Annotated in this window: 23 protein-coding genes; 13 read left to right on the top strand and 10 right to left on the bottom strand. The window is 70.3% G+C overall.

Annotation, left to right across the window (positions count from 1 at the left end; all coding sequences use genetic code 11):
• Positions 1-186: 186 nt before the first annotated feature.
• The 3 genes from ON41_RS03655 (at position 187) to ON41_RS03645 (ending at position 3,172) form a co-directional block, all read left to right on the top strand.
• Positions 187-1,023, top strand: coding sequence for a metal ABC transporter solute-binding protein, Zn/Mn family (locus tag ON41_RS03655; RefSeq protein WP_051160943.1), 837 nt, complete (start codon positions 187-189; stop codon positions 1,021-1,023).
• Positions 1,024-1,439: 416 nt separating this feature from the next.
• Positions 1,440-2,282 carry a metal ABC transporter ATP-binding protein gene (locus ON41_RS03650; protein ID WP_040745193.1) on the top strand — a complete coding sequence of 281 codons (843 nt, stop codon included), beginning with the start codon at positions 1,440-1,442 and terminating at the stop codon, positions 2,280-2,282.
• 29 nt (positions 2,283-2,311) lie between these two features.
• On the top strand, positions 2,312-3,172 hold the full coding sequence (locus ON41_RS03645; protein ID WP_221333125.1) for a metal ABC transporter permease: 861 nt from the start codon (positions 2,312-2,314) through the stop codon (positions 3,170-3,172).
• On the opposite strand, the gene ON41_RS03640 is transcribed toward ON41_RS03645, so the two are convergent.
• Positions 3,155-4,024 (bottom strand): iron-sulfur binding domain-containing protein, encoded by an 870-nt coding sequence (locus ON41_RS03640; protein ID WP_040745190.1) that lies wholly within the window; start codon positions 4,022-4,024, stop codon positions 3,155-3,157. The two genes, ON41_RS03645 and ON41_RS03640, sit on opposite strands and share 18 nt — an antisense overlap.
• A gap of 232 nt (positions 4,025-4,256) precedes the next feature.
• Here ON41_RS03640 and ON41_RS03635 point away from each other — a divergent pair, with 232 nt between their 5' ends.
• Positions 4,257-4,880: a carbonic anhydrase gene (locus ON41_RS03635; RefSeq protein ID WP_040745083.1), complete on the top strand. Its 624-nt coding sequence runs from the start codon at positions 4,257-4,259 to the stop codon at positions 4,878-4,880.
• Between the two features lie 99 nt (positions 4,881-4,979).
• A complete protein-coding gene (locus ON41_RS03630) occupies positions 4,980-5,636 on the top strand; it encodes a DUF4232 domain-containing protein (protein ID WP_040745082.1) in 657 nt (218 codons plus the stop codon).
• Between the two features lie 53 nt (positions 5,637-5,689).
• Here the strand turns inward: ON41_RS03630 and disA are convergent, their stop codons facing one another.
• The 3 genes from disA to ON41_RS03615 are packed head-to-tail and all read right to left on the bottom strand — an operon-like array spanning position 5,690 to position 9,017.
• Positions 5,690-6,844, bottom strand: a complete 1,155-nt coding sequence (gene disA / locus ON41_RS03625; RefSeq protein WP_083905108.1) for a DNA integrity scanning diadenylate cyclase DisA — start codon at positions 6,842-6,844, stop codon at positions 5,690-5,692.
• Positions 6,841-8,235: a DNA repair protein RadA gene (radA, locus tag ON41_RS03620; RefSeq protein ID WP_040745081.1), complete on the bottom strand. Its 1,395-nt coding sequence runs from the start codon at positions 8,233-8,235 to the stop codon at positions 6,841-6,843. Before radA ends, disA begins: the two co-directional genes overlap by 4 nt.
• Before the next feature lie 35 nt (positions 8,236-8,270).
• Positions 8,271-9,017 carry a copper chaperone PCu(A)C domain-containing protein gene (locus tag ON41_RS03615; protein WP_051160927.1) on the bottom strand — a complete coding sequence of 249 codons (747 nt, stop codon included), beginning with the start codon at positions 9,015-9,017 and terminating at the stop codon, positions 8,271-8,273.
• A gap of 302 nt (positions 9,018-9,319) precedes the next feature.
• Between ON41_RS03615 and carD the strand changes: the two genes are divergently transcribed.
• The 6 genes from carD to ON41_RS03585 all read left to right on the top strand — a co-directional run bounded on the left by carD (position 9,320) and on the right by ON41_RS03585 (position 14,132).
• Positions 9,320-9,808: an RNA polymerase-binding transcription factor CarD gene (carD, locus tag ON41_RS03610; RefSeq protein WP_019931623.1), complete on the top strand. Its 489-nt coding sequence runs from the start codon at positions 9,320-9,322 to the stop codon at positions 9,806-9,808.
• A 2-nt stretch (positions 9,809-9,810) separates the two neighbouring features.
• Complete coding sequence (gene ispD, locus ON41_RS03605) at positions 9,811-10,563, top strand: 2-C-methyl-D-erythritol 4-phosphate cytidylyltransferase (protein ID WP_083905107.1); 753 nt, start codon at positions 9,811-9,813, stop codon at positions 10,561-10,563.
• The gene (gene ispF, locus ON41_RS03600) at positions 10,560-11,066 is read left to right on the top strand and encodes a 2-C-methyl-D-erythritol 2,4-cyclodiphosphate synthase (protein WP_040745079.1); all 507 of its coding nucleotides are present in this window, start codon (positions 10,560-10,562) and stop codon (positions 11,064-11,066) included. The genes ispD and ispF overlap by 4 nt, the downstream gene beginning before the upstream one ends.
• Positions 11,067-11,167: 101 nt before the next feature.
• Positions 11,168-12,565 carry a cysteine--tRNA ligase gene (gene cysS, locus ON41_RS03595; protein WP_040745078.1) on the top strand — a complete coding sequence of 466 codons (1,398 nt, stop codon included), beginning with the start codon at positions 11,168-11,170 and terminating at the stop codon, positions 12,563-12,565.
• A gap of 16 nt (positions 12,566-12,581) precedes the next feature.
• Positions 12,582-13,550 (top strand): 23S rRNA (guanosine(2251)-2'-O)-methyltransferase RlmB, encoded by a 969-nt coding sequence (gene rlmB, locus ON41_RS03590; protein ID WP_040745077.1) that lies wholly within the window; start codon positions 12,582-12,584, stop codon positions 13,548-13,550.
• A 288-nt stretch (positions 13,551-13,838) separates the two neighbouring features.
• Positions 13,839-14,132 (top strand): DUF4190 domain-containing protein, encoded by a 294-nt coding sequence (locus ON41_RS03585; protein ID WP_040745075.1) that lies wholly within the window; start codon positions 13,839-13,841, stop codon positions 14,130-14,132.
• Between the two features lie 27 nt (positions 14,133-14,159).
• On the opposite strand, the gene ON41_RS03580 is transcribed toward ON41_RS03585, so the two are convergent.
• The 3 genes from ON41_RS03580 to ON41_RS03570 form a co-directional block, all read right to left on the bottom strand.
• Positions 14,160-14,969, bottom strand: a complete 810-nt coding sequence (locus ON41_RS03580; RefSeq protein WP_040745074.1) for an enoyl-CoA hydratase/isomerase family protein — start codon at positions 14,967-14,969, stop codon at positions 14,160-14,162.
• A 141-nt stretch (positions 14,970-15,110) separates the two neighbouring features.
• Complete coding sequence (locus ON41_RS03575; protein ID WP_040745073.1) at positions 15,111-16,280, bottom strand: acyl-CoA dehydrogenase family protein; 1,170 nt, start codon at positions 16,278-16,280, stop codon at positions 15,111-15,113.
• Between the two features lie 156 nt (positions 16,281-16,436).
• Positions 16,437-17,180 (bottom strand): alpha/beta fold hydrolase, encoded by a 744-nt coding sequence (locus ON41_RS03570; protein WP_040745071.1) that lies wholly within the window; start codon positions 17,178-17,180, stop codon positions 16,437-16,439.
• Between the two features lie 41 nt (positions 17,181-17,221).
• Between ON41_RS03570 and ON41_RS03565 the strand changes: the two genes are divergently transcribed.
• Entirely contained in the window at positions 17,222-17,533 is a 312-nt protein-coding gene (locus ON41_RS03565) for an antibiotic biosynthesis monooxygenase family protein (protein WP_040745070.1), read from the top strand.
• A gap of 2 nt (positions 17,534-17,535) precedes the next feature.
• On the opposite strand, the gene ON41_RS03560 is transcribed toward ON41_RS03565, so the two are convergent.
• The 3 genes from ON41_RS03560 to ON41_RS03550 all read right to left on the bottom strand — a co-directional run bounded on the left by ON41_RS03560 (position 17,536) and on the right by ON41_RS03550 (position 21,193).
• Positions 17,536-20,223: a discoidin domain-containing protein gene (locus ON41_RS03560; RefSeq protein WP_051160926.1), complete on the bottom strand. Its 2,688-nt coding sequence runs from the start codon at positions 20,221-20,223 to the stop codon at positions 17,536-17,538.
• A 115-nt stretch (positions 20,224-20,338) separates the two neighbouring features.
• Positions 20,339-20,782 (bottom strand): OsmC family peroxiredoxin, encoded by a 444-nt coding sequence (locus ON41_RS03555; RefSeq protein WP_040745069.1) that lies wholly within the window; start codon positions 20,780-20,782, stop codon positions 20,339-20,341.
• A gap of 90 nt (positions 20,783-20,872) precedes the next feature.
• Entirely contained in the window at positions 20,873-21,193 is a 321-nt protein-coding gene (locus ON41_RS03550) for a DMT family transporter (protein WP_040745067.1), read from the bottom strand.
• Between the two features lie 96 nt (positions 21,194-21,289).
• Between ON41_RS03550 and ON41_RS03545 the strand changes: the two genes are divergently transcribed.
• Complete coding sequence (locus ON41_RS03545) at positions 21,290-21,880, top strand: TetR/AcrR family transcriptional regulator (RefSeq protein WP_040745066.1); 591 nt, start codon at positions 21,290-21,292, stop codon at positions 21,878-21,880.
• Positions 21,881-22,006 lie beyond the last annotated feature (126 nt).

The following is a 22,006-nucleotide window of genomic DNA, read 5'->3' as shown; positions in this document are numbered from 1 at the left end:
CGGAAAACGAGGGGGTGGGCTGCCAGGGCCGTCCGTGTCGGGTCTCACAGCGGGAATCGGACAGATCGATGGCGGCGGTCCTGGACACGTGCGCTACATTTAATGGAAATCGTTTCCGTTAAGTGCGTTGTGTAGGAGTACCCCCGCGTGACCAGAAGTTTCGCCGTCCGGATAGCCGCCGTCGCGATGGGGGTCGCGGCCGCGGCGGCGCTCACCGCCTGTTCCGGCAACGATTCGGGCAAGCCGAAGATCGTGGCCTCCACCGACGTCTGGGGCAGCATCGCGGCCGCGATCGCCGGACCGGACATCGAGGTGACATCCATCATCACCGGCACGACCGATCCGCACGAGTACCAGACCAGTCCGACGGATGCCGCCGAGATCCGCGATGCCGCGCTGGTCGTCGTCAACGGCGGGCACTACGACGAATTCGCCGAGAAGGCCGCCGAGGGCCGCAGCAAACCCACGATCGACGCCTTCGACCTGAAGTCCGACAAGGACGACGAGAACGAGCACGTCTGGTACGACGTGAACACCGTCGACGCGGTCGCCGGACGGATCGCCGCCGAGCTGGGCCGGATCGACGGCGAGCACGCGCAGGCCTACACCGAGCGAGCAGCCGCCTTCCAGGGCAAGTTGAAGGAGATCAGCGCGGTCACCGCGAAGATCGCCGCCGACCATCCGAAATCGCCGGTGCTGCAGACCGAGCCGATCGCGCACTACCTGCTGCTGGCCGCCGGCGCGGACGACCGCACGCCGCACGCCTTCGAGGAGGCGGTGGAGCAGGGCACCGATCCCGCGCCCGCCGATGTGGCCGCCGTCCGTGATCTGCTGACCGCCAAGCAGGTTCGCGCGCTGGTCTACAACGTGCAGACCGAGGACAAGACCACCCAGGACATCGCCGCCACGGCGAAGTCCGCCGGTGTCCCGGTCGTCCAGGTGACCGAGACCCTGCCCGAGGGCACCGATTACGTGCAGTGGCAGACGGGCAACGCCCAGGCGCTGGCCAAGGCGCTGGGCTGACGACGGGAGTACCGATGCCGGGGAAGGTCCGCACGAGCGACGAGGTTGCACCCAGCGAATCGGCGGGGGCGCGGGATTCGTCCGCGCCCGAAACGCCCGATCAGGAAAGGCCCTCCGCCCCCGTGCTACTCGACGACCGCGATGCCTCCGACGGCCTGGCCACCGACCCGGTCCCCGGCTGCCCGGCCTGCGACACCCCCTCCGACGACGGCGGCGACCCGGAACCGGCCGCTGGCAGCACCGGCTCGGCTCCGACAGTCGGCACCGGTTCCGGGCCGACCGTCGACGGTAGTACGAATTCGACGCCTGGTGTCGACGGCGACACAAGCTCGAAGCCCGGAGTCGGCGAGAGCACGAACTCCGAACCGGGCGTTGCCGGCGCGGACTCCCAGCCGGCGGTAAGCGGCAGCACTCGGGTGATTCCTGCGGCCGTGCGGCTGCGGGGTGCTCGACTGTCGTTCGGGGAGCGGACGCTGTGGCAAGGGCTGGACTTGGATGTGGCCCCCGGCGAGTTCATCGCGGTACTGGGGCCGAACGGGTCGGGGAAGACCTCGCTGCTGCGGATGCTGCTCGGGCAGGTGACGCCCAGCGCGGGGACCGCCGAGGTGGCGGGTTCGCCCGCGCGCGTGGGCAATCCGCACATCGGGTACGTGCCGCAGCAGAAGACGATCGATGCCGGGGTGCAACTGCGGGGAACCGATCTGGTCGGGCTCGGAGTCGACGGCCATCGCTGGGGGCTGGGCCTGCGCGGGCGTAAGGAACGGCGACGCAGGGTGGCCGAGGCCGTGGCGCAGGTGGGGGCCGAGCACTACGCGCACGGCCCGCTGGAGTCGATGTCGGGCGGCGAGCAGCAGCGGCTGCGGGTGGCGCAGGCGCTGGTCGGCGACCCGCGCGTGCTGCTGTGCGACGAACCGCTGCTGAGCCTCGACCTGGCCAATCAGCGCCTGGTGTCCGAGCTGATCGATAAGCGCCGCCGCGACCACGACACCGCGGTGCTGTTCGTGACCCACGAGATCAATCCGATTCTGCCGCTGGTGGATCGGGTGCTGTACCTGGTCGACGGGAAGTTCCGGATCGGCACGCCGGACGAGGTGATGACCTCCGAGGTGCTGTCGGAGCTGTACCGCACCGAGGTGGACGTGCTGCGGGTGCGCGGCCGCCTGGTGGTCGTCGGCACGGGCGACACCATGGACGCGCTGGGCGTCTCGGGCGGCCACTGCCACGCCGAGACCGACGCGGCGCGGAAGGTGCGCGCGTGATCGACAAACTCTCCGACGTCTTCGCCAAGATGTTCGACTTCCAGACCACCGCGAATCTACTGTCCTACGACTTCGTTGTGCAGGCGGTGCTGGCGGCGGCGCTGCTGGGCCTGCTCGCCGGAGCCATCGGCCCGCTGATCGTCAGCCGCCAGATGTCGTTCGCCGTGCACGGCACCAGCGAACTGTCGCTGACCGGCGCGGCGGCGGCGCTGCTGGCCGGAATCGGCGTGGGCGCGGGCGCGATCGCCGGTTCGGTGGTGGCGGCGGTCATGTTCGGACTGCTGGGATCGCGTGCGCGAGAACGTGATTCGGTGATCGCCGTGGTGCTGTCGTTCGGCCTCGGACTGTCGGTGCTGTTCCTGTGGCTGGGTCCCAGCCGCGCCGGATCGAAGTTCTCGCTGCTGACGGGCCAGGTGGTCAGCGTGGGGAACGGCGGGCTGACCATGCTCGCCGTGTGCTCGGTGGCGGTCCTCGCGGTGCTGGCCTTCGTCTACCGCCCGCTGCTGTTCGCCAGCACCGATCCCGAAGTGGCCGTGGCGCGCGGCGTCCCCGTCCGGGCCCTGTCCGTGGTCTTCGCGGTGCTGCTCGGCATCACCGCGGCCTTCGGCGTTCAGATCGTCGGCGCCCTGCTGGTGCTGTCGCTCCTGATCACCCCCGCCGCGGCGGCCGCCCGCCTCACCGCCAGCCCCGCCCGAGCCACCCTCCTCGCCATTCTGTTCGCCGAGATCTCGGCCGTCGGCGGCATTCTTCTCTCCCTGGCTCCCGGCGTCCCCGTCTCCACCTTCGTCACCGCGATCTCCTTCGCGATCTACCTCGTCTGCCGCGTCGTGGGCATGCGTACCCGCCGCCCCACCCCCGCACCCGAGCCCGCGTCAGCCCTCGCCGGCTAGGGCGAAGAGGCCGTCGGAGGTTTGTTCGATGAGGCCGTCGACGAGGAGGGAGTCGAGGGCGCGGTCGCGCTGGCCGGGGTCGCGGGTCCAGGCGAGGTCGAGGGCTACGCGTTCGACGGGACCGGTGGCGCCGCGGAGGACGTCGAGGAGGCGGCCGCGGGCCTGGCGGTCGGTGCCGTCGTACTTCTGGGTGCGGCGGACGACGTCGGAGGCGGGTCGGCCGGCGGTCACCCAGGCACAGGTGGGGAGGGGGCAGCGGGCGCAGTCGGGATTGCGGGCGGTGCAGACCGTCGCGCCGAGTTCCATCAGGGCCGCGGAGAATCGTGCGGCCCGATCGATCGGCCCCGGCAGCAGGGCCTCGGTCTCGGCGAGGTCGCGGGCGGCCGGATTGCCCGCCTCGGCCCGGCCGTGCACGGCGCGGGCGACGACCCGGCGAACATTGGTGTCCACCACCGGAACTCGCTGCCCGTAGGCGAAACAGGCCACCGCCCGCGCGGTGTAGGCCCCGATGCCGGGCAGGCCGAGCAGCACCTCGACGTCGTCGGGCACCTCGTCCCCGTAGTCGGCGGCCAGCACCTGCGCGCATTCGTGCAGGCGCAGCGCGCGCCGCGGATAGCCGAGCTTGCCCCACGCGCGCAACACCTCGCCCTGCGGCGCGGCGGCCATCGCCGACGGCACGGGCCAGCGCGCCACCCACTCCCGCCAGATCGGCTCCACCCGTACGACCGGCGTCTGCTGGAGCATGATCTCGCTCATCAGGATCTGCCAGGCGGTCACCCCCGGCCGCCGCCAGGGCAGATCCCGGGCGGTCTCGCCGTACCAGTCGATCAGGGTGTCCGAATCAATGCTCACGCGCGCCCGTTCCTTCCGATCCCGCTGCCCGCCGCACCCGGCGGGCCGATCCACATCCGCTCCCATACCACCCGGCCGCCCCCGGCGGCACTGTCGTCGACTTCACACCCCGTATCGGCGACGGTGGGATCATGAGGCTCACCACGAGATCTCGTGGCACGTCAGCGCACATTTGCCGGACCGTAACCGCACGGACTCGCGGGTAGCGAGCCGACTGTGGAAAATGGGACACATGCCTCATACCAACCCGATCAGCGCCTGGAAGGCTCTCCGCGAGGGCAACGACAGGTTCGTCAACGGCACGCTGCAGCATCCTAGTCAGGGCGCGGCCGACCGGACCAAGCTCGTCGGCGGGCAGCAGCCCGCGGCGATCCTGTTCGGGTGCGGGGATTCCCGAGTGGCCGCGGAAATCATCTTCGACCAGGGCCTCGGCGATATGTTCGTGGTGCGCACCGCCGGTCACGTGATCGACTCCTCGGTGCTCGGCTCGATCGAGTACGGCGTCGAGGTGCTCAACGTCCCGCTGATCGTGGTGCTCGGCCACGACAGCTGCGGCGCGGTGCGGGCGACCATCGACGCCCTCGACGGCGGCGACGTCCCCGGCGGATTCATCCGCAGCGTCGTGGAGAAGGTCACGCCGTCCATTCTGATCGGCCGGCGCGAGGGCCTGGCCGGGGTGGACGAACTCGAGGCCCGCCACGTCGAGGAAACCAGCCGTTTGCTGATGCAGCGCTCGCAGATCATCGCGCAGCGGGTGGCCGCCGGCGAGTGCGCGATCGCCTGCGTCACCTACAAGCTCGAGGACGGTAAGGCCGTCCTGCGCCGCACCGTGGGCAACATCGGGGAAACAGCCTGACGAAGCGCCGGGAAATGTACCCGGCGCCACCCCCCTTTCCACACCGACACGCCGCGCCGCTGAGGCCGGCGTGCCCGGCCGTGCGCTTACCGTTGTGGCGTGCTGGAACCGAATGGACCGCTGCCGCCGGAGATCTACTGGCGCCGTCGCCTGCTCGCCATCGGGGCGCTGATCGTCGCCCTCGTCCTGGTGATCTGGCTGGCCGTCATGCTGCTGCGTGGCGGCGACGACAAGCAGGACACCCCCGCCGCCGCGGCCGCCACCTCGGCCACGAGCACGACGGCGGCGAACTCCTCCAGCGCGCCCGAGTCCAGCCCGTCGTCGGCTCCGGCATCCGCCAACGCGACCGCCAGCGGTTCCCCGGTCGCCTGTCCGGATCAGTCGCTGGCGGTGAAGGTGACCGTCGGGCAGCCCGCCTACAAGCCCGGTGAGCAGCCGGTCTTCGGGATCGTCGTCACCAATATCTCCACCGCGGCCTGCCAGCGCGATATGGGCTCGGGGCTGCAGCAGGTCACGGTGCAGTCGCTGGACGGGCAGCGGCGGATGTGGTCGAGCACCGACTGCGATCAGGGCGGACCCGGCGACGTGCGCGCGCTCAAGGGCGGCGAGCAGGCGGCGTTCACGCTCACCTGGTCCGGGACGAGTTCGCAGCCGGGCTGCGCGGGCGAGCGGGTCCAGGTGCCCGCGGGCGCCTACGCCGTTGTCGCGCAGCTGGGTTCGGTCCGCAGCACCCCGGAGACCTTCAACATCTCCTAGCAGGATGCGGAGTCACACGCTGCCCCCGGCCGACCGGGAAAGGCCCGCGCGGATCACACGCTGCCCGTCTCCGCCAACCGGGACAAGCCTTCCCGGATCTGGCGGGCCAGGGCGGCGTCGACGCCCTCGACGGCGGCCAGGTCGTCGGTGGTCGCGGCGAGCAGCTTCGGCAGCGACGCGAACGCCGACACCAGTGGTTCCACCGAGCGCGGCGACACCCGCGGGATCTCGGCGAGCAGCCGGTAGCCGCGCGGGCTGACGCCCATGTCGAGGGTGTCGCCGGCGGCCGGGAAACCCAGCGGCGAGGCCAGATTCGGCAGGTCCAGCAGTTCCACCTCGAGCAGCCCCGCCAATCGCGTCAGCGCGCGGTCCAGCGCCTCGTCGCCGGGGTCCGCCCGCAGGTAGTCACGCACCACCAGCCGCCGCACGGTCTCGGTATTGCCCACCACCTCGGCCAGCTGCAGCGCCAGCTGGCGACCGTCGACGCCGAGTTCGCCCACGTCGGAATCGATCTCGCGGGCCACGCGGCGGATGAGTTCCAGGCAGTGCACGACGGTGAGCACATCGCGCAGGGTGGCGTAGTCCTCCAGCTCCACCAGCGACAGCTGGCGGGTCAGCTCGTCCAGCCGGGACCGGTAGCGCTCCAGCGTCGCCATCGCCTGGTTGGCGCGCGACAGGATGGTCTCCGACGGCTGGATCAGATGGCGGCCGTCGTGGCCGTACACCGTCACGAGCCCGGTCGACCGGCTCACCGACACCACCGGGTGACCGGTCTGCGCGGCGGTGCGCTCGGCGGCCTTGTGCCGGGTGCCCGACTCGCCGGTCGGCAGCGTGGGATCGGGAACCAGGTGCACATTGGCCCGCCGGATGCGGGCGCCGTCGGTCGAGAGCACCACGGCGCCATCCATTTTCGACAGCTCGCGCAGGCGCGTCGGGGAGAATTCGACGTCCAGCTCGAAGCCGCCGTCGCAGAGCCGCTCCACCGACTCGTCGTAGCCGAGCACCACCAGCGCGCCGGTGCGGGCCAGCAGGATGCGGTCGATACCGTCCCGCAGGCGGGTACCGGGAACCAGTCGCGTGACTGCGCCGGGCCGCAGGACGGGTGGGAGCGGGTCCTCCGCATCACCCTGCGGCACAACGGTTTCCGGCGCTCCGACACCCGGAGAAGTCCTGCCGAGCAGGTTGGTGACCCAGTGACCCGCGTTCATCCGGCAGCCTCCGCACGCTTGCGACTTCGATTCGACAATCCACCCCGGGCGACCGCCTCGCGGACGTTCGCCACCTCGTGCACCTTCATGGTGATACCGGAGCTGTCAACCCCTGGCGGCACCAGCGCCTCTGTGAAACCTAGCCGTTCCGCCTCGGCGAGTCGACGGTCCAGTCCCGTGACACGCCGCACCTCACCGGCCAGCCCCACCTCGCCGAGGATCACCATCCCCGGCGGCAGCGACTGGTCGCGGGCGGCGCTGGTGAGCGCCAGCGCGATGGCCAGATCGGCGGCCGGTTCGGTCAGCCGCATGCCGCCGACCGTCGCCGCGTACACGTCGGCCTTGCCGAGCGAGATTCCGCACCGGCTCTGCAGGACGGCCAGGACCATCGAGACGCGGTTGTAGTCCAGGCCGCTCACCGCCCGCCGGGGCTGCGGGATCTGGGTCTCCACGGTCAGGCCCTGCACCTCGCCGAGCAGCGGGCGCTTACCGTCCATCGCGACCGTGATCGCCGTGCCGGGCACCGTATCCTCGCGATGGTGCAGGAACAGGCCGGAAGGGTCGGTGACACAGGCGATTCCGTCGTCGTGCAGTTCGAAGCAGCCGACCTCGTCGGCGCTGCCGAAGCGGTTCTTGATCCCGCGCACCATGCGCAGCGTCGAATGCCGGTCGCCCTCGAATTGCAGCACCACGTCCACCAGGTGTTCCAGCGTGCGCGGCCCCGCCACGTTGCCGTCCTTGGTGACATGGCCGACCAGCAGCACCGCGATCCCGCTCACCTTGGCCAGCGAGGTGAGCGCCGAGGTCACCGCCCGCACCTGGGTGACGCCGCCGATCACCCCGTCGACGTCGGCGGCCAGCATGGTCTGCACCGAGTCGACCACCAGCAGGGTCGGGCGCACCTGCTCGACGTGGCCGAGGATGGTCGACAGATCGGACTCGGCCGCCAGGTACACCCGTTCGTGCACCGCGTCGGTCCGGTCGGCCCGCAGTTTCACCTGACCGGCCGACTCCTCGGCCGTCACGTACAGCGACCGCTCGTCGCGCTGGCGCGCCCACCGGTGCGCGACCTCGAGCAACAGGGTGGACTTGCCCACACCCGGCTCGCCCGACAGCAACACCACCGACCCCGGGACCACGCCGCCGCCGAGTACCCGGTCCAGCTCGCTGACGCCGGTGGATCTGGCCCGGGTGACCTGCGAATCGATGGTGGAGATCGGCGCGGCCGCGGTAGACGGCAGCAGCGCCTTACGAGCGGCCGGAGCGGACGGGGACGCGGCCGCCACCTCGTCGACCGAACCCCATTCGCTGCAGCCGGGGCAGCGACCCACCCACTTGGCAACCTCGTACCCGCACGCGGAGCAGCGATACTGCGACTTCACCTTGGCCACGTGCGCAGCCTAGGGATGCGGTACGACAGGGAGGCTCAGTGCCCGCCCTTGTGTTCGGCCGCGCCCTCGGCGGCGGCAGGAGCGCCTTCCTTGCGCGCGGTGTCCGGACCGGCGTCGACCGGGACGTGGACCTGGACGGTGCCGTTCTCCTTGAAGTTGAACGTCACCTGGTAGGTCAGACCGGGGGTGATATCCCTGGTCAGGTTGGTGATCTCGACCAGGATCGGCTGGGCGGGCTCGGCCGGGTGCTCCGCGGCGCCGAGGCCCTCGGGCTGATGCGCGCCCGCGGCGCCGGTGGTGGTGCTCGACGCCGAGGTGGTCGGCGCGGCCGAACCGGACGGCGTGGCGGACGCGGACGGCGTGGCGTGCTGCTCGCCGTGCTCGGCGGCCTGGGCGGACTTACCGGCCGCGACCAGGGTCTGCTGGAACTTCAGCTCCGGATTCGACGGTGTGATCTTCACCGTGCCCAGATCGGTGGTGATGCTGGTGAGTTCGTCGATCTTGGTCTCGCCGTCGTTGACCGCGCTGAACGCGAGGAGGGCCTTACCGCCCTTGGCGTTGGTGTACTCCTCCGACTGCGGGAGCAGGATGCGCACGTCGCGCAGCGCCACCTTGCCGACATTGGCGCTGTTGCCGTTCACGGCCGCGACCTGGGAGGCGGTCTGCGAGATCTGGCCCGCGCCGCAGCCCGACAGCGCCAGGGCCGCACCCGCGGCGACGGCGGCGATGATCAGGGCACGCCGAGGCGCCTTCGACGCTGTGGTGGCATTCAGGGCAGTCACGGGTTGTCCTCCATGTCGACCGGCTCACTCCACGATGGAGAGTAGTAGTAGGGAGCGTAGTAGTCGCGTGCAGGTGGTCTGTGTCTCGCCTCTATCATTCGACACTCGATGCTCGCGACGAGAAGCCGACGGCGGGCGCGAGCCGGCCGCCACACGGAAACTGTTCTGGCACAAGGGGATGCACACGGACTTGGATCTGTCAACCCCCACCGCTCGCCTGTTGTGGCCCTGACCTGCGTCGTTGATCGCGCCGTTATCGAGTCGCATGTTAAACTGTGAACATCGAAAGGGGCACGGGACACATGATTTTTAAGGTCGGAGACACCGTCGTTTACCCCCACCACGGAGCGGCGCTGATCGAAGCTATCGAGACCCGCACCATCAAGGGTGTGCAGAAAGAGTATCTGGTCCTGAAGGTCGCACAGGGCGACCTGACCGTTCGGGTTCCCGCGGAGAACGCGGAGTACGTCGGTGTACGCGACGTCGTCGGCCAGGAGGGTCTCGATCGAGTCTTCCAGGTGCTGCGCGCGCCGCACACCGAGGAGCCGACGAACTGGTCCCGCCGCTACAAGGCCAACCTCGAGAAGCTCGCCTCGGGCGATGTGAACAAGGTGGCCGAGGTCGTCCGTGACCTGTGGCGCCGGGAGCAGGACCGCGGCCTGTCCGCCGGCGAGAAGCGGATGCTGGCCAAGGCCCGTCAGATCCTGGTCGGTGAACTCGCGCTTGCCGAGGGCACCGATGATGTCAAGGCCGAGACCCTGCTCGACGAGGTTCTCGCCGCGGCTTCCTGACCGTGAGAAGTCCGCACGACGCCACTCGTGTCGTGGCGTTGGTGCCTGCCGCCGGTTTGGGCGTGCGCCTGGGTGAGTCGATGCCCAAGGCTTTCGTCCCGATCGGCGGCAGTCCCATGCTCGCGCACGCTGTCGACGGCCTGATCGCGTCCGGGGTCGTCGACCGCATCGTGATCATGGTGCCCGCCGAACTCGTCGGCGAGGCGCAGACCCTGCTCGCCGCTCGTGCCCGGGCAGCAGGCCCGGGCAGCCCCGCCCTCAGGTCCTCCACGGTGCCGGTGAGCGTCGTGACCGGCGGCATCGAGCGCACCGATTCCGTGCGCGCCGGTCTCGCGGCCGCGCCGGAGGCCACCCACTACCTGGTGCACGACGCCGCCCGCGCCCTGACACCCCCGCCCATGATCGCGCGGGTGGTAGACGAGTTACGCGCGGGTCAGCGGGCCGTCGTCCCCGGCGTCCCGGTGACCGACACGATCAAATCGATCGACGAGCACGGCGACGTGACCGGCACCCCCGACCGCGCGCGCCTGCGGGCCATCCAGACCCCGCAGGGCTTCGACGCCGAACTGCTGCACGCGGCCTACGCCCACGACGTACCCGTCACCGACGATGCCGGGCTGGTCGAACTGCTCGGCGCGAGCGTGCGCGTCATCCCGGGCGACCCCCTCGCCTTCAAGATCACCACTCCCCTCGACCTGCGCCTGGCCCGAACCCTGCTGGCCGGCAGCGAGACTCGCGAGGCGGTGGTGTCATGACGGACCTCTCCGCTGTCCGCGTCGGCATCGGCTCCGACGTGCACCCGATCGAACCGGGCCGGCCCTGCTGGATGGCGGGGCTGCTGTTCGAGGGCGACAGCGGCTGCTCCGGCCACTCCGACGGCGATGTGGCCGCCCACGCGCTCTGCGACGCGCTGCTGTCGGCGGCCGGTCTCGGCGATGTCGGCGCGGTCTTCGGCACCGGACGTCCCGAATGGGAGGGCGTCTCCGGTGCGGCCATGCTGAAGGAAGTGCGCCGGCTGCTCGACGCGTCCGGCTACACGATCGTCAATGCCGCTGTACAGGTCATCGGGAACCGGCCCAAGATAGGGCCACGCCGGGCCGAGGCGCAGCAGGTGCTCGGCGAACTACTCGACGCCCCGATCTCGGTATCGGGCACCACCACCGACGGCCTGGGACTCACGGGCCGCGGCGAGGGCGTGGCGGCGGTGGCGACCGCCCTGCTGCAGCGCCGCACCGAGGACTGTCCGGGCTCACACTGAGCCCGGGGTCACCCCGCGCGTGCGCGGCCGATCCGTGCGCCCGTACCCTGCAATAAACCGCCCGTACTCTCGCTCTTTGCCCATAGCTAGGATGGCTGGCCGTGACTCTGCGCCTGTTCGACACCGAGACGCGGACCCTGCGGGACTTCACGTCCCTGGTCCCCGGTCGAGTTTCGGTGTACCTGTGTGGCGCCACCGTTCAGGGCGAACCCCACATCGGACACGTGCGCAGCGGCGTCGCCTTCGACGTCCTGCGGCGCTGGCTCACCGCCGGCGGGTACGACGTGGCATTCGTCCGCAACGTCACCGATATCGACGACAAGATCCTGAACAAGGCCGCCGCGGCGGGCCGTCCCTGGTGGGAATGGGCCGCGACGCACGAGCGGGCCTTCGACCGCGCCTACGAATCGCTGGGCGTGCTGCCGCCGTCGGCGGAACCGCGCGCCACCGGCCACATCACCCAGATGGTCGACCTGATGCAGCGGCTGATCGACCGCGGCCACGCCTACTCCTCCGAGGGCAACGTCTACTTCGACGTCCGCAGTTATCCCGAGTACGGCAGGCTCTCCGGGCACCGGCTCGACGACGTGCACCAGGGCGAGAGCGCGGGTGAGGGTAAGCGCGACCCGCGCGACTTCACGCTGTGGAAGGCCGCCAAGCCCGGCGAGCCGGTCTGGCCGTCGCCGTGGGGCCCGGGCCGGCCCGGCTGGCACCTGGAATGCTCGGCGATGGCCGAGTTCTACCTCGGCGCCGAATTCGACATCCACTGCGGCGGTATGGATCTGGTGTTCCCGCACCACGAGAACGAGATCGCCCAGTCGCGCGCCGCCGGGGACGGGTTCGCGCGGTACTGGCTGCACAACGGCTGGGTCACCCTCGGCGGCGAGAAGATGTCGAAGTCGCTGGGCAATACGCTGTCGGTGCCGAATGTGCTCAAAAGCGTTCGGGCCGTGGAACTCCGGTTCTATCTGGGCAGCGCACACTACAGCTCGATGCTGGAGTATTCCGATCAGGCGCTGCGCGACGCCGCCCAGACCTATCAGCGGCTCGAGGCCTTCGTGCAGCGCACGGTGGAGCGGGCCGGTGAGGTGCCGGTCGGCAAGTGGACCGACGCCTTCGCGGAGGCGCTGGACGACAATCTCGGAATTCCCAAGGCGCTGGCCGAGATTCATCGCGTCGTGCACGAGGGCAACAAGGCCCTGGAGTCCGGCGCGCTCGACACCGCACGGGAGCGGGCCGGTGAGGCCCGGGCCATGCTCGGCATTCTCGGGGTGGATCCGCTGGATGCGCAGTGGGCCACCGCGGCCGATTCCTCGGCCGCGCTCGACGCCCTCGACGTGCTGGTGCGCGCGGAACTCGAGCGGCGCCAGCAGGCCCGCGGCGACAAGGACTGGGCGACCGCCGACGCGGTGCGCGACCGGCTCAAGGAGGCCGGGGTCGAGGTCACCGACACCCCCGAGGGCCCGGAGTGGTCGCTGACCGGCGGGACGCGCTCATGACACGGAAGGCGAACTGATGGCAGGCAATTCGCAGCGGAAGGGCGCGATCCGCAAGGGCGGCACCAAGAAGGGCCAGACCGTCGGCTCCGGCGGCCAGCGGCGGCGCGGGCTGGAGGGCCGGGGTGCGACGCCGCCCGCCCATGCGCGCAAGTACCACCCCGCGGCCAAGCGCGCGGCGGCCGCGGCCAAGGCCGCCCCGGCGAAGGGCCGGACCGCCGGGCGGCCGAGCCCCCGCAAGGGCGACGACGGGCCCGAGCTGGTCCTCGGCCGTAATCCGGTGGTGGAGTGCCTGCGCGCGGGCGTCCCCGCGACCGCGCTGTACGTGGCGGCCGGGACCGAGAACGACGAGCGGCTGACCGAAGCGGTCAAGAACGCCGCCGACGCCGGGATCTCGATCCTGGAGGTGCCGCGCACCGATCTGGACCGGATGAGCAGCAACGGCCTGCATCAGGGGCTGGCGCTGCAGGTGCCGCCGTACCGCTACGCCCACCCCGGCGACCTGCTCGACTCCGCGCTCGCGTCCGCGACGCCCGCGCTGCTGGTGGCGCTGGACAACATCTCCGACCCGCGCAACCTGGGCGCCGTGATCCGCTCGGTGGCGGCGTTCGGCGGGCACGGCGTGGTGATCCCGCAGCGGCGCAGCGCCAGCGTCACCGCGGTGGCGTGGCGCACCAGCGCCGGCGCGGCTGCCCGGCTGCCCGTCGCGCGGGCCACCAATCTGACTCGCACGCTGAAGGATTACGCCAACGCCGGACTGCAGGTGGTCGGCCTCGACGCGGGCGGCGATACCGCCCTCGACGAATTCGACGGCACCACACCGACGGTCGTGGTCGTCGGCTCCGAGGGCAAGGGCCTGTCCCGCCTGGTCCGCGAGACCTGCGACAGCATCCTGAGCATTCCCATGGCGGGCCCGGTGGAATCGTTGAATGCCTCGGTCGCCGCGGGTGTGGTGCTGGCGGATATCGCTCGGCAACGCCGAGCCTGAGTTCGTTGGTCGTCCCTACCTACCGACGCCCCTCGCTCCTTTTTCCGGCGTGCTTTTGGCCGGAATCCACAGGTGAGATTCCGGCCAAAAGCGTGCCGGAAAAAGAAATTCGTGCGCGGCGAGGGAAATTCGTGCGCGGCGAGAGGTCTTCGTACGCGGCGAGGGAAATTCGTGTGTGGCGGGAGGTCTTCGTGCGCGATCAGAGGGGCGAAGCGCTGCCGGAACGCTGCCACCCAGCGCGTCAGGAGGGCAGAGACGCCCTTGTCCACCTAGACTTGTCCGGTGGCCATGAACGACCCGTATTACTGGCACGAGCAGCAGGTGCCGAGCCAGGCGGTGGAACATCCGCAGGCGACGACCGTGCTGCTGCTCGGGGCGTTGAGCGTATTCTGCTGCGGCGCACTGGGTCCCGTGGCGTGGGTGCTGGGCAGGCGGGCGCTGGAACAGATCGATCAGTCGGGCGGCGCGTTCGGTGGTCGCACGCAGGTGCTGGTCGGCTACATCCTCGGGATCGTCGGCACCGTGTTCATGGTCCTGATCGGGATTTTGTTCTTCCTGATGCTTATCGGCGGCAACGCCTGACCACTACCGCCGCAAGCGAATCCGCGCTCAGCTCAGACCGGCGCGACCCGGTTCGATCGGTACGCCCCAGGCGGGCCACTCGGCGCTGACGCTGCCGGACCACTTCGGCTGACGCCGGTCGTGCAGGGCCGCGAGACCCTCGCCGCCGTCGACGCTGCGGGCCACGTAGCCGTTGAGTTCGCCCTCGAGTTTGCCGACCGCCTCGGCGCTCATGTTCAGCCCCTCCCACAGCAGCCGTTTGGACAGCGCCACGGGCAGGGGGGCCGATCCGCTGGCGATATCGTGCGCGACGGCCAGCGCGGTCGGCAGCACCTCGCCCGCCGGCAGGCAGGTGTTGGCCAGGCCCATCGCCTTCGCCTCGTCGCCGTCGAAGGTGCGTCCGGTCAGCATGAGGTCGGCGGCGTTGGCCATGCCGATCAGCCGCGGCAGCGTCCAATGCACGTACCCGTCGGCGAGGACGGCGCGGCGCACCTGATTGAGGCCGTAGACCGCGTCCCGGGCCATGTACCGCAGATCACATTGCAGCGCGAGCGCCAGCCCCATGCCGACCGCGTGCCCGTTCACCGCCGCGATCACGGGCTTGCGGACCTTCCAGGGTGCGGGGTCGATGGTGGCGGTGACGTCGCCGATCCGGCTGGACAGATCCGCGCCCGCGCAGAAGGCGGGCGGCGTACCCGTGATGATCACCGCGCGGATCGCGTCCTCGCTGTCGCACCGGCGTAGTGCCGTACCGAGTTCGGCCGCCATCGTCGGGGTGAAGGCGTTCTGCTGGGCGGGACGATTGAGCGTGAGCACGGCGACTCCGGCTGAAACATCGACGTGCAGTTCCGAACTCATGCGAGAAGATCCTAGCTGTGTAGCGCGTCGCCACGCCCGGCTTCGACCAGCACAACACTGGCACGCCGGCAACGGGCCGATACCGCAATAAACCAGATCACAGAGGCCCCGTAAGACGCAACCGGGGTATACGCAACACCCCTACCGCAATACCTTGCGGCCGATGGCCCACTTGTGGACTTCGGTGGGGCCGTCGTAGAGGCGGAAGGCGCGCATGTCGCGGAAGATCATCTCGACGACGGTCTCGTCGCTGATGCCGATGCCGCCGAGGACCTGGACGCAGCGGTCGGCGACCTTGAACAGTTCCTCGGAGACGTAGGACTTGGCCATCGAGCTCTCGTGGCGGGCCTTGTGGCCCTGGTCCATCAGCCAGCAGGCGTGCCAGATGGTCAGCCGGCACTGGTGCAGCGCGATCTCGTTGTCGGCGAGCATGAAGGACACGCCCTCGTGCTCGCCGATCGGCTTGCCGAAAGCGGTGCGGGACTTGGCGTGCTCGACCGCGATGCTCTGCGCGCGTTCGGCCGCGCCGAGCCAGCGCATGCAGTGCGTGAGCCGGGCCGGGGCCAGCCGCAGCTGGGCGTAGCGCAACGCCTGGCCGGTCTCGCCGAGGAGGGACTCCTTCGGCAGCACCAGGTTCTCGAACCGCACCACGCCGTGCCCGCCGACGTAGTTGCGGTCCATGGTGTTCATGGTGCGTTCGATGACGATGCCGGGGTTATCGCCCTCGGTGAGGAACAGGGTGGGGCCCTCGGGGAGGTGGGGGTTGGCCTCCAGCCGGGCCATGATGATCCACGTCTTGGCGCCGTCGGCCCCGGTGATCAGCCATTTGCGGCCGTTGACGGTGAAGTTCTCGCCGTCGAAGGTGGCGGTCGTGGCCAGCTGGCCGGGATCGGATCCGGCGCCGCCCGGTTCGGTCATGGCGAAGACCGAACGCTGATGGCCCGTGATCACCGGCATCAGGTAGCGGTCGGTCTGTTCGGCGTTCGCGACCTTCGACAGCAGGAACATATTGCCCTCGTCGGGTGCGGCGCAGTTCATCGCGACCGGGCCGAGCGTGGACCAGCCGGAAGCCTCGTAGAGCACGGCCTGCTCGATATGCGACAGCCCGCGCCCGCCCAGTTCGAGCGGGGCCTGGATGGTCAGCAGCTTCTCGGCCCGCGCCAGCTCGACCAGTTCCTGGCGCAGCTCGTCGTTCGGGCCGTGTGCGGTCAGTCGGGGGTCGCGCTCGTAGGGAACGATCTTGTCGATGACGAACTGGCGAATCCGGTCGCGTTCGGCGGCGAGGTCGGCGGGAATCGAGAAGTCGATCATCGTGAATCACCTTCGTTCGGGGGCGCTGCGACGAGCATACGACGGCACCCGCGCGGGACTGACGGCGACTGCCCTCAAAACGATCGGCAACTTACTTCTCAATCCATCTACGCACGTAAATAAGGCCCTTAGCGCTGAACATTTCAGAATGTCTGTTCACCCGAGGACGTCGCGCAGAAAGCGCTCGACCGCCGCGCGGTACTCCTCGGGACGATCGTCGTGGACCAGGTGACCGGCACCCCGGATCAGCACGTACCGGGCGTCCGGATGCGTCCGGGCCATCTCGCGCATCTGCCCGGGCGGGGTGATCGTGTACTCGCCCTCGAGCAGCAGGACGGGCGCCCGCACCGCGCGCCACTGGTCCCAGAAGTGCCGGGTGCCCCACTCCTGGGAGATGTCGCGGAACGTGGTCACCGCGCCGTGCAGGCGGTATCCGTCCGGGCCGTGCTCGAAGGACTCGAGGAAGTAGCGACCGGCGACGGGGCCGAAATAGTCCAGCACCGCGGCGGCGTCCGGGAACGGCTGGGGCCACGACTCGATCATGGCCGCCCAGCCGTCCGCGGTCCGGCCGCGGAAGTCCGGTGCGATGTCCTCGACCACGAGCCCCCGCACCCGGTCGGGATGCGCCGCGGCGAACACCCACCCGTGCAGCCCGCCCATCGAATGTCCGATCACGATCATCGGCTCGGCGATGGCCGCCGTCGCCTCCGCGAGGTCGGACACGAACGCCTCGGTGGTCAGTTCCGGTGGTGCGGGGCGGCCGTGCCCCGCCGCGTCGAATGTGTAGACGTGGCCGAACCCGCGCAGCCAGTCCAGGTGTCCGCGCCAGGTGCGGGCACTGCCCATCAGGCCGTGCAGCAGCAGAATCGGCACGCCGGTGCCACCCTCGTCGTACAACATCGCCCCGACCATACGGCCCCGGCGCCAGCTAGCCTGTGGCCATGGCTGTTGTGAAGATCAATGCGATCGAGGTCCCCGAGGGTTCGGGACCCGAGTTGGAGAAGCGCTTCGCCCACCGCGCGCACGCGGTGGAGGGTTCCGCCGGTTTCCTGGGCTTCCAGTTGCTGCGCCCGGTCGCCGGGGACAACCGGTACTTCGTTGTCACGCAGTGGGATTCGGAGGAATCCTTCGCCGCGTGGCGCGACGGCCCCGCCCGTGAGGCCCACGCCGGCGACCCCTCCCGCAAGCCGGTGTCGACGGGAGCTTCGCTGCTGGAGTTCGAGGTCGTACTGGACGTCCCGGCCAAGCAATAGGCTCAGCCCTGCTGGGTGGAAATGCCCAGCTCCCTGATACACGATTCGGCGGCGGTGTCCGCGCCTGTGATCCACACTCGCACGTAGCGGGCGTCGGCCGGGGTCAGGAGGGTGCCGTCGGCGGCACGGGGGGCCGGGACCCAGGTGCGGTCGTCTCGGGAGATCGCGATGTCGGTCGTGGCCGGGGGTGGGCCGCTCCACTGCGGTGCCACCTTGGTCACGGCGCTCACCGCGCCCAGGTCGACGGTCAGCTCCGCGCGGTCGGTGGCGGGGAGCCAGCTGGTGGCGGGGTCGCCGTCGACCGCGGCCGCGGCGTAGTCGCCCGGCTGTTCGCTCGATGCCGAGGCGAACTTGCAGCGCGCCGCGTCGGCGGTCGGCGTCAGGTCGGGGCGGCGGGTCGGCAGCTCCAGCGAGTGGCCCGGATCCACCTGGCGCACAACGCCTCCGGTCTCCACCGGCAACCGGTCGCCCGATTTCAGCGTGACTGTGGTGCGCTCCGGTCCCATGGAGACATCGAAAACCCTTCCCCGCCACTGCATTCCCCGCACAGCCACGCCCTCGGCGAGCTGCGGCGGCAGCATCGGGTCCAGGTGCACCCGATCGTCGCGCAGTCGCAGCCCGGCCAGCCCGCTGGTGAACTCCTGCACGAAACCGCCTGAGAGCGTGGTGAAGTCGTAGGCCGGGGAGCCCGCCAGCGGATCGGTGGCGCCGGCCTTCTCCCCGCGCGCCTCGGCGAACTGCCCGAACGGCTCGCGGGCGAACGGGCGGGCCGACCGGTCGAGGTACGTGCCGACCGCGCAGCCCGGCTCGCCGTTGGCGGCGGCGTCGATCTGATGGACCGAATCGGTCATCGCGGGCCCGTCCGGATCGGTCCGTTCGGCGTAGTAGTCGAGGGTTTTCGCGGCCGCTCCGGGCGGCATGGGCCACTCCAGCGGATACTGCAGCAGGACCGTATCGGCCTGTTTGATCCGCGATCCGCGATAGCCGTCGTACTGGACGAAGATGTTCTCGCGGGAATCGAACGGCATGCGCAGGCGATCGGCGACGGCCGCCCACTCGGGTGGCGCGGGGGCACCGACGATGCCCGCGGCCGTGACCGCGTTCCGCAGTGCCACGGCGGCAACGCCATTGGTGTACACGCCGTCGTCGACGCCGTTGCTGTACTCGTCGGGCCCGGCCACATTCCGGATCGAGAAGCTGCCGTCGGGATTGGGCGTCGCGCGGGCCGCCCAGAACTCCGCCAGGTTCCGCATGATCGGCCAGCTGCGTTCGCGCAGGTAGGCGGTGTCCCCGGTGGCCAGGTAGTACTGCCAGGCGGCGAGCGAGACGTCGCCCTGCAGGTGGATCTGGGTCACGCAGTGCGGCGGCGACCAGCTGTGGCATTCGTTCCACAGGTCCCCGGTACTTCCGCTGGTCCACGGATAGAAGGCGCCCGGATAGCCGAGCCTGCGGGCGTTCTCGCGGGCCGCCGGCAGGGTCTTGTAGCGGTACTCGATCACCGAGCGGGCCAGACTCGGCTGGAGTTGCAGCAGGCCCGGGTACATCCAGATGTCGGCGTCCCAGAAGACGAGCCCGCCGTAGTTGTCGCTGCTCAGACCCGTGGGCGAGAGACTGTTGTCCTGCTGCGAATTCGTGGCCGAGTACAGCGAATACAGCGCGCCCCGCGCCCACCGCTGCACCTCCGGGCGGCCGGGCACCTCGATATCGGAGGCCCACAGCGACCGCCACGCCTCGGCTTGGGCCGCAAGCAGATTCGGCCAGCCGCGACCGGCGGCCCGGCGTGCGGTATCGACGGCGGACCGCGCCGGATCGGCCGAGGTGAGCGACGTATCGACGCCGACGAACTTGGTGGCCTCGTACGACCGCCCGGACACCACCGCCAGCCGCGCCCGCTGTCCGGTGTTCTGCGGTTCCAGCGGTGTGTCCCCGGCCGCGAGGACCGAGGCGACATCGCCGGTCACATTCGTTGTCCGCGTGTGGAATTCCGCGTCGACCAGCGACGGCTGCGCGGATACCGCGGTCGGGTCGATGCGGCGCGCGCCCGCGAAATCGAGCAGATCGGTGACCGTCAACTCCCCGTCCCAGTGCGGGGTGAGGGCGAGGTGGACCGCGGCGGCGTGCTGATCGGTGCGATCGGTGACCACGTCGTACACCAGATCGGTGGCCCGGCCGTCGCGGGTGGTCCAGGTCAGCGCGGTGCGCACCATGCCGCAGCGCAGGTATTGGGTCTGCCGGAAGTTCGACACCTGCGCGGGCGGCGTCGCGGGCGAGAAGGTCTCGTCGCCGGCCCCGACCGTCAGCGTCGACCAGTTCGGCAGGGCGGCAGCCACTTCGAGCCCGTCGGCGACCGCGGGATCGCGCGCGTACAGCCCCGCCACGAAGGCCCCGTCGTAGCGCGGCGTGTACAGCGGCCAGCCGGTGCGTTCGCCGGTCTCCGCGTAACCCGTTCCGGCGGGCGGGATCCGGAGGCCGAGGTACCCGTTGCCGACGAAGGGATGCGCCTCGTAGCCGGCGGTGAATGATGTCGACGACGGCGCCCATTCCGGCCGGGCCGATTCGCTGTCGCCGGGACACGGAGACGCCTCGGACGAGGCTCCCGGATGGCGGACCACCACGACCACGACGACGATCAGCAGCACGATGACGACCGCGACGACGGTACCGACGAGCAGGCGACGGCGATCTGTCACAGGTCGCGCCGTTGTCGCCACATCTCCCAGGGTGTCACAGATCCACCCGCGGGAAGGGCGATGACGCGACGGAGGGGCGGTGCGGCACGCACCACCCCTCCGTCGTACCGGGTCCTCAGGACTCCAGCGCCGCGTCCAGCTCGATCGTGCCGACGCCGGCAAGGGCCTTGCTGATCGGGCAGCCGACCTTGGCGCCCTCGGCCGCGGTCTGGAAGCCGGCGGCGTCCAGGCCGTCGACGCGACCGCGAACGGTCAGCTTGATGCTGCTGATGTGGAACCCGCCCGCCGGGTCCGGGCCCAGCGTCACATCGGCGTTGACGTCCAGGCTCCGCACGGTTCCGCCGGCGTTGCCGATCTGCCCCGACAGCGCCATCGCGTAGCACGACGAATGCGCGGCGGCGATCAGTTCCTCCGGGCTGGTGGTGCCCTCGGCGGTGTCGGCCGTCCGCTTCGGGAACGACACGTCGAACTTGCCGACGCCGGAACTCGCCAGCTCGACCTGGCCCGAGCCGTCCTGCAGCCCTCCGGACCAGGCGGTACGCGCGGTACGTGTTGGCATCACTGTCCTTTCGATTCGGGATATGGCTTGCCGTCCCGACCGAACCTACCGGCTCACCACCCTCCCCCGTACCCCTTCACGGGTCGGCGGCTACTCCGGATTGGTGATCCTGGCCAGCACGATGCCGCCGATGATCATCGCCAGGGCGAGGGCCCGGCCCGCGCTCAGCGGATCCTTCTGCACAACGATCCCCAGGCCGATGGCGCCGACGGCCCCGATACCCGTGAACACGGCATAGGCCGTCCCGACCGGCAAGGTTTGCATGGCCCGCGAGAGCAGGTACACGGCCGCCACGCCCAGCGCGAAACACACCAGCGTCGGCAGCGGCCGGGTGAAGCCCTGCGTCGGCTTGATGCTCTGCGACCACGCGATCTCGATCAGGCCCGCGAAGGCCAAGAGCAGCCAGTTCATGTCGACACTCCCTCTAAGTGGACACGATGCCCACTTCATTCGACGGTCAACTGGACGCGTTGTCCGCTTATTCCTCCGGTCGCCTACAGTGGCCGCATGGCAGCGCGACCCGCCGGGCTCGGCCCGGATCCCGAGCCCGGCGAGCGAGCCGATGCCGCGCGCAACCGGGCCAAGGTCCTCGACGCGGCGGCCGGGCTTTTCACGGCCCGCGACCCGCGCACGGTCACCATGGACGACATCGCGAGGGCCGCGGGTGTCGGGCGGGGCACGCTGTACCGCCGTTATCCGAGCGTCCGCGCGGTAGCGCTGGCGCTGCTGGACGAACACGAGCGCGCACTTCAGGAGCAATTACTCAGCGGCGCACCGCCTTTGGGCCCGGGCGCGCGGCCCGTCGCCCGCCTGGCCGCCTTCTACGCCGCGATGGTGGACCTGCTGGAAACCCATTCGGCGCTGGTCCTCGGCGCCGAGACCGGCGGGGCCCGCTTCGCGACCGGCGCCTACGAATTCTGGTACGCCCACGTCCGGTTCCTCGCCACCGAATCCGGTGCGCCGGAACCGGACGCCCTCACCGACATCCTGCTGTCCCCGCTGGCCGCGGAGGTCTACCGGCAGCAACGCTCCCGAGGGTTGACGCCGGAACAGATCACCGCCGCCCTCGAGCGCCTGGCATCCGGAGTGCTCGACTAACCCCACCCGCACCTCTCCCCACCCGCACCTCTCCCTTCCCGCACCTCTCCCTCACGCGACTCTCCCTCACGCGCCTCCCTCGCTCGCACCTCCCCTCTCGCACCTCTCCCCCTTTTTCCGGCATGC

Origin of the sequence: Nocardia transvalensis NBRC 15921, from assembly GCF_000308875.1 — a bacterium.
In the GTDB taxonomy this organism is placed as follows: Bacteria; Actinomycetota; Actinomycetes; order Mycobacteriales; family Mycobacteriaceae; genus Nocardia; species Nocardia transvalensis.
The sequence above is the reverse complement of the archived record's forward strand: the minus strand, read 5'-3'. Positions and strand labels throughout refer to the sequence as shown.

Bases quoted from the DNA above. Each gene is read 5' to 3' on its own strand.
- ON41_RS03655 (WP_051160943.1), top strand. From the start codon at position 187: ATGGGGGTCGCGGCCGCGGCGGCGCTCACCGCCTGTTCCGGCAACGAT.
- ON41_RS03645 (WP_221333125.1), top strand. From the start codon at position 2,312: ATGTTCGACTTCCAGACCACCGCGAATCTACTGTCCTACGACTTCGTT.
- ON41_RS03635 (WP_040745083.1), top strand. From the start codon at position 4,257: ATGCCTCATACCAACCCGATCAGCGCCTGGAAGGCTCTCCGCGAGGGC.
- disA (WP_083905108.1), bottom strand. From the start codon at position 6,844: ATGAACGCGGGTCACTGGGTCACCAACCTGCTCGGCAGGACTTCTCCG.
- carD (WP_019931623.1), top strand. From the start codon at position 9,320: ATGATTTTTAAGGTCGGAGACACCGTCGTTTACCCCCACCACGGAGCG.
- ispF (WP_040745079.1), top strand. From the start codon at position 10,560: ATGACGGACCTCTCCGCTGTCCGCGTCGGCATCGGCTCCGACGTGCAC.
- rlmB (WP_040745077.1), top strand. From the start codon at position 12,582: ATGGCAGGCAATTCGCAGCGGAAGGGCGCGATCCGCAAGGGCGGCACC.
- ON41_RS03585 (WP_040745075.1), top strand. From the start codon at position 13,839: ATGAACGACCCGTATTACTGGCACGAGCAGCAGGTGCCGAGCCAGGCG.
- ON41_RS03580 (WP_040745074.1), bottom strand. From the start codon at position 14,969: ATGAGTTCGGAACTGCACGTCGATGTTTCAGCCGGAGTCGCCGTGCTC.
- ON41_RS03575 (WP_040745073.1), bottom strand. From the start codon at position 16,280: ATGATCGACTTCTCGATTCCCGCCGACCTCGCCGCCGAACGCGACCGG.
- ON41_RS03570 (WP_040745071.1), bottom strand. From the start codon at position 17,180: ATGTTGTACGACGAGGGTGGCACCGGCGTGCCGATTCTGCTGCTGCAC.
- ON41_RS03565 (WP_040745070.1), top strand. From the start codon at position 17,222: ATGGCTGTTGTGAAGATCAATGCGATCGAGGTCCCCGAGGGTTCGGGA.
- ON41_RS03555 (WP_040745069.1), bottom strand. From the start codon at position 20,782: ATGCCAACACGTACCGCGCGTACCGCCTGGTCCGGAGGGCTGCAGGAC.
- ON41_RS03550 (WP_040745067.1), bottom strand. From the start codon at position 21,193: ATGAACTGGCTGCTCTTGGCCTTCGCGGGCCTGATCGAGATCGCGTGG.
- ON41_RS03545 (WP_040745066.1), top strand. From the start codon at position 21,290: ATGGCAGCGCGACCCGCCGGGCTCGGCCCGGATCCCGAGCCCGGCGAG.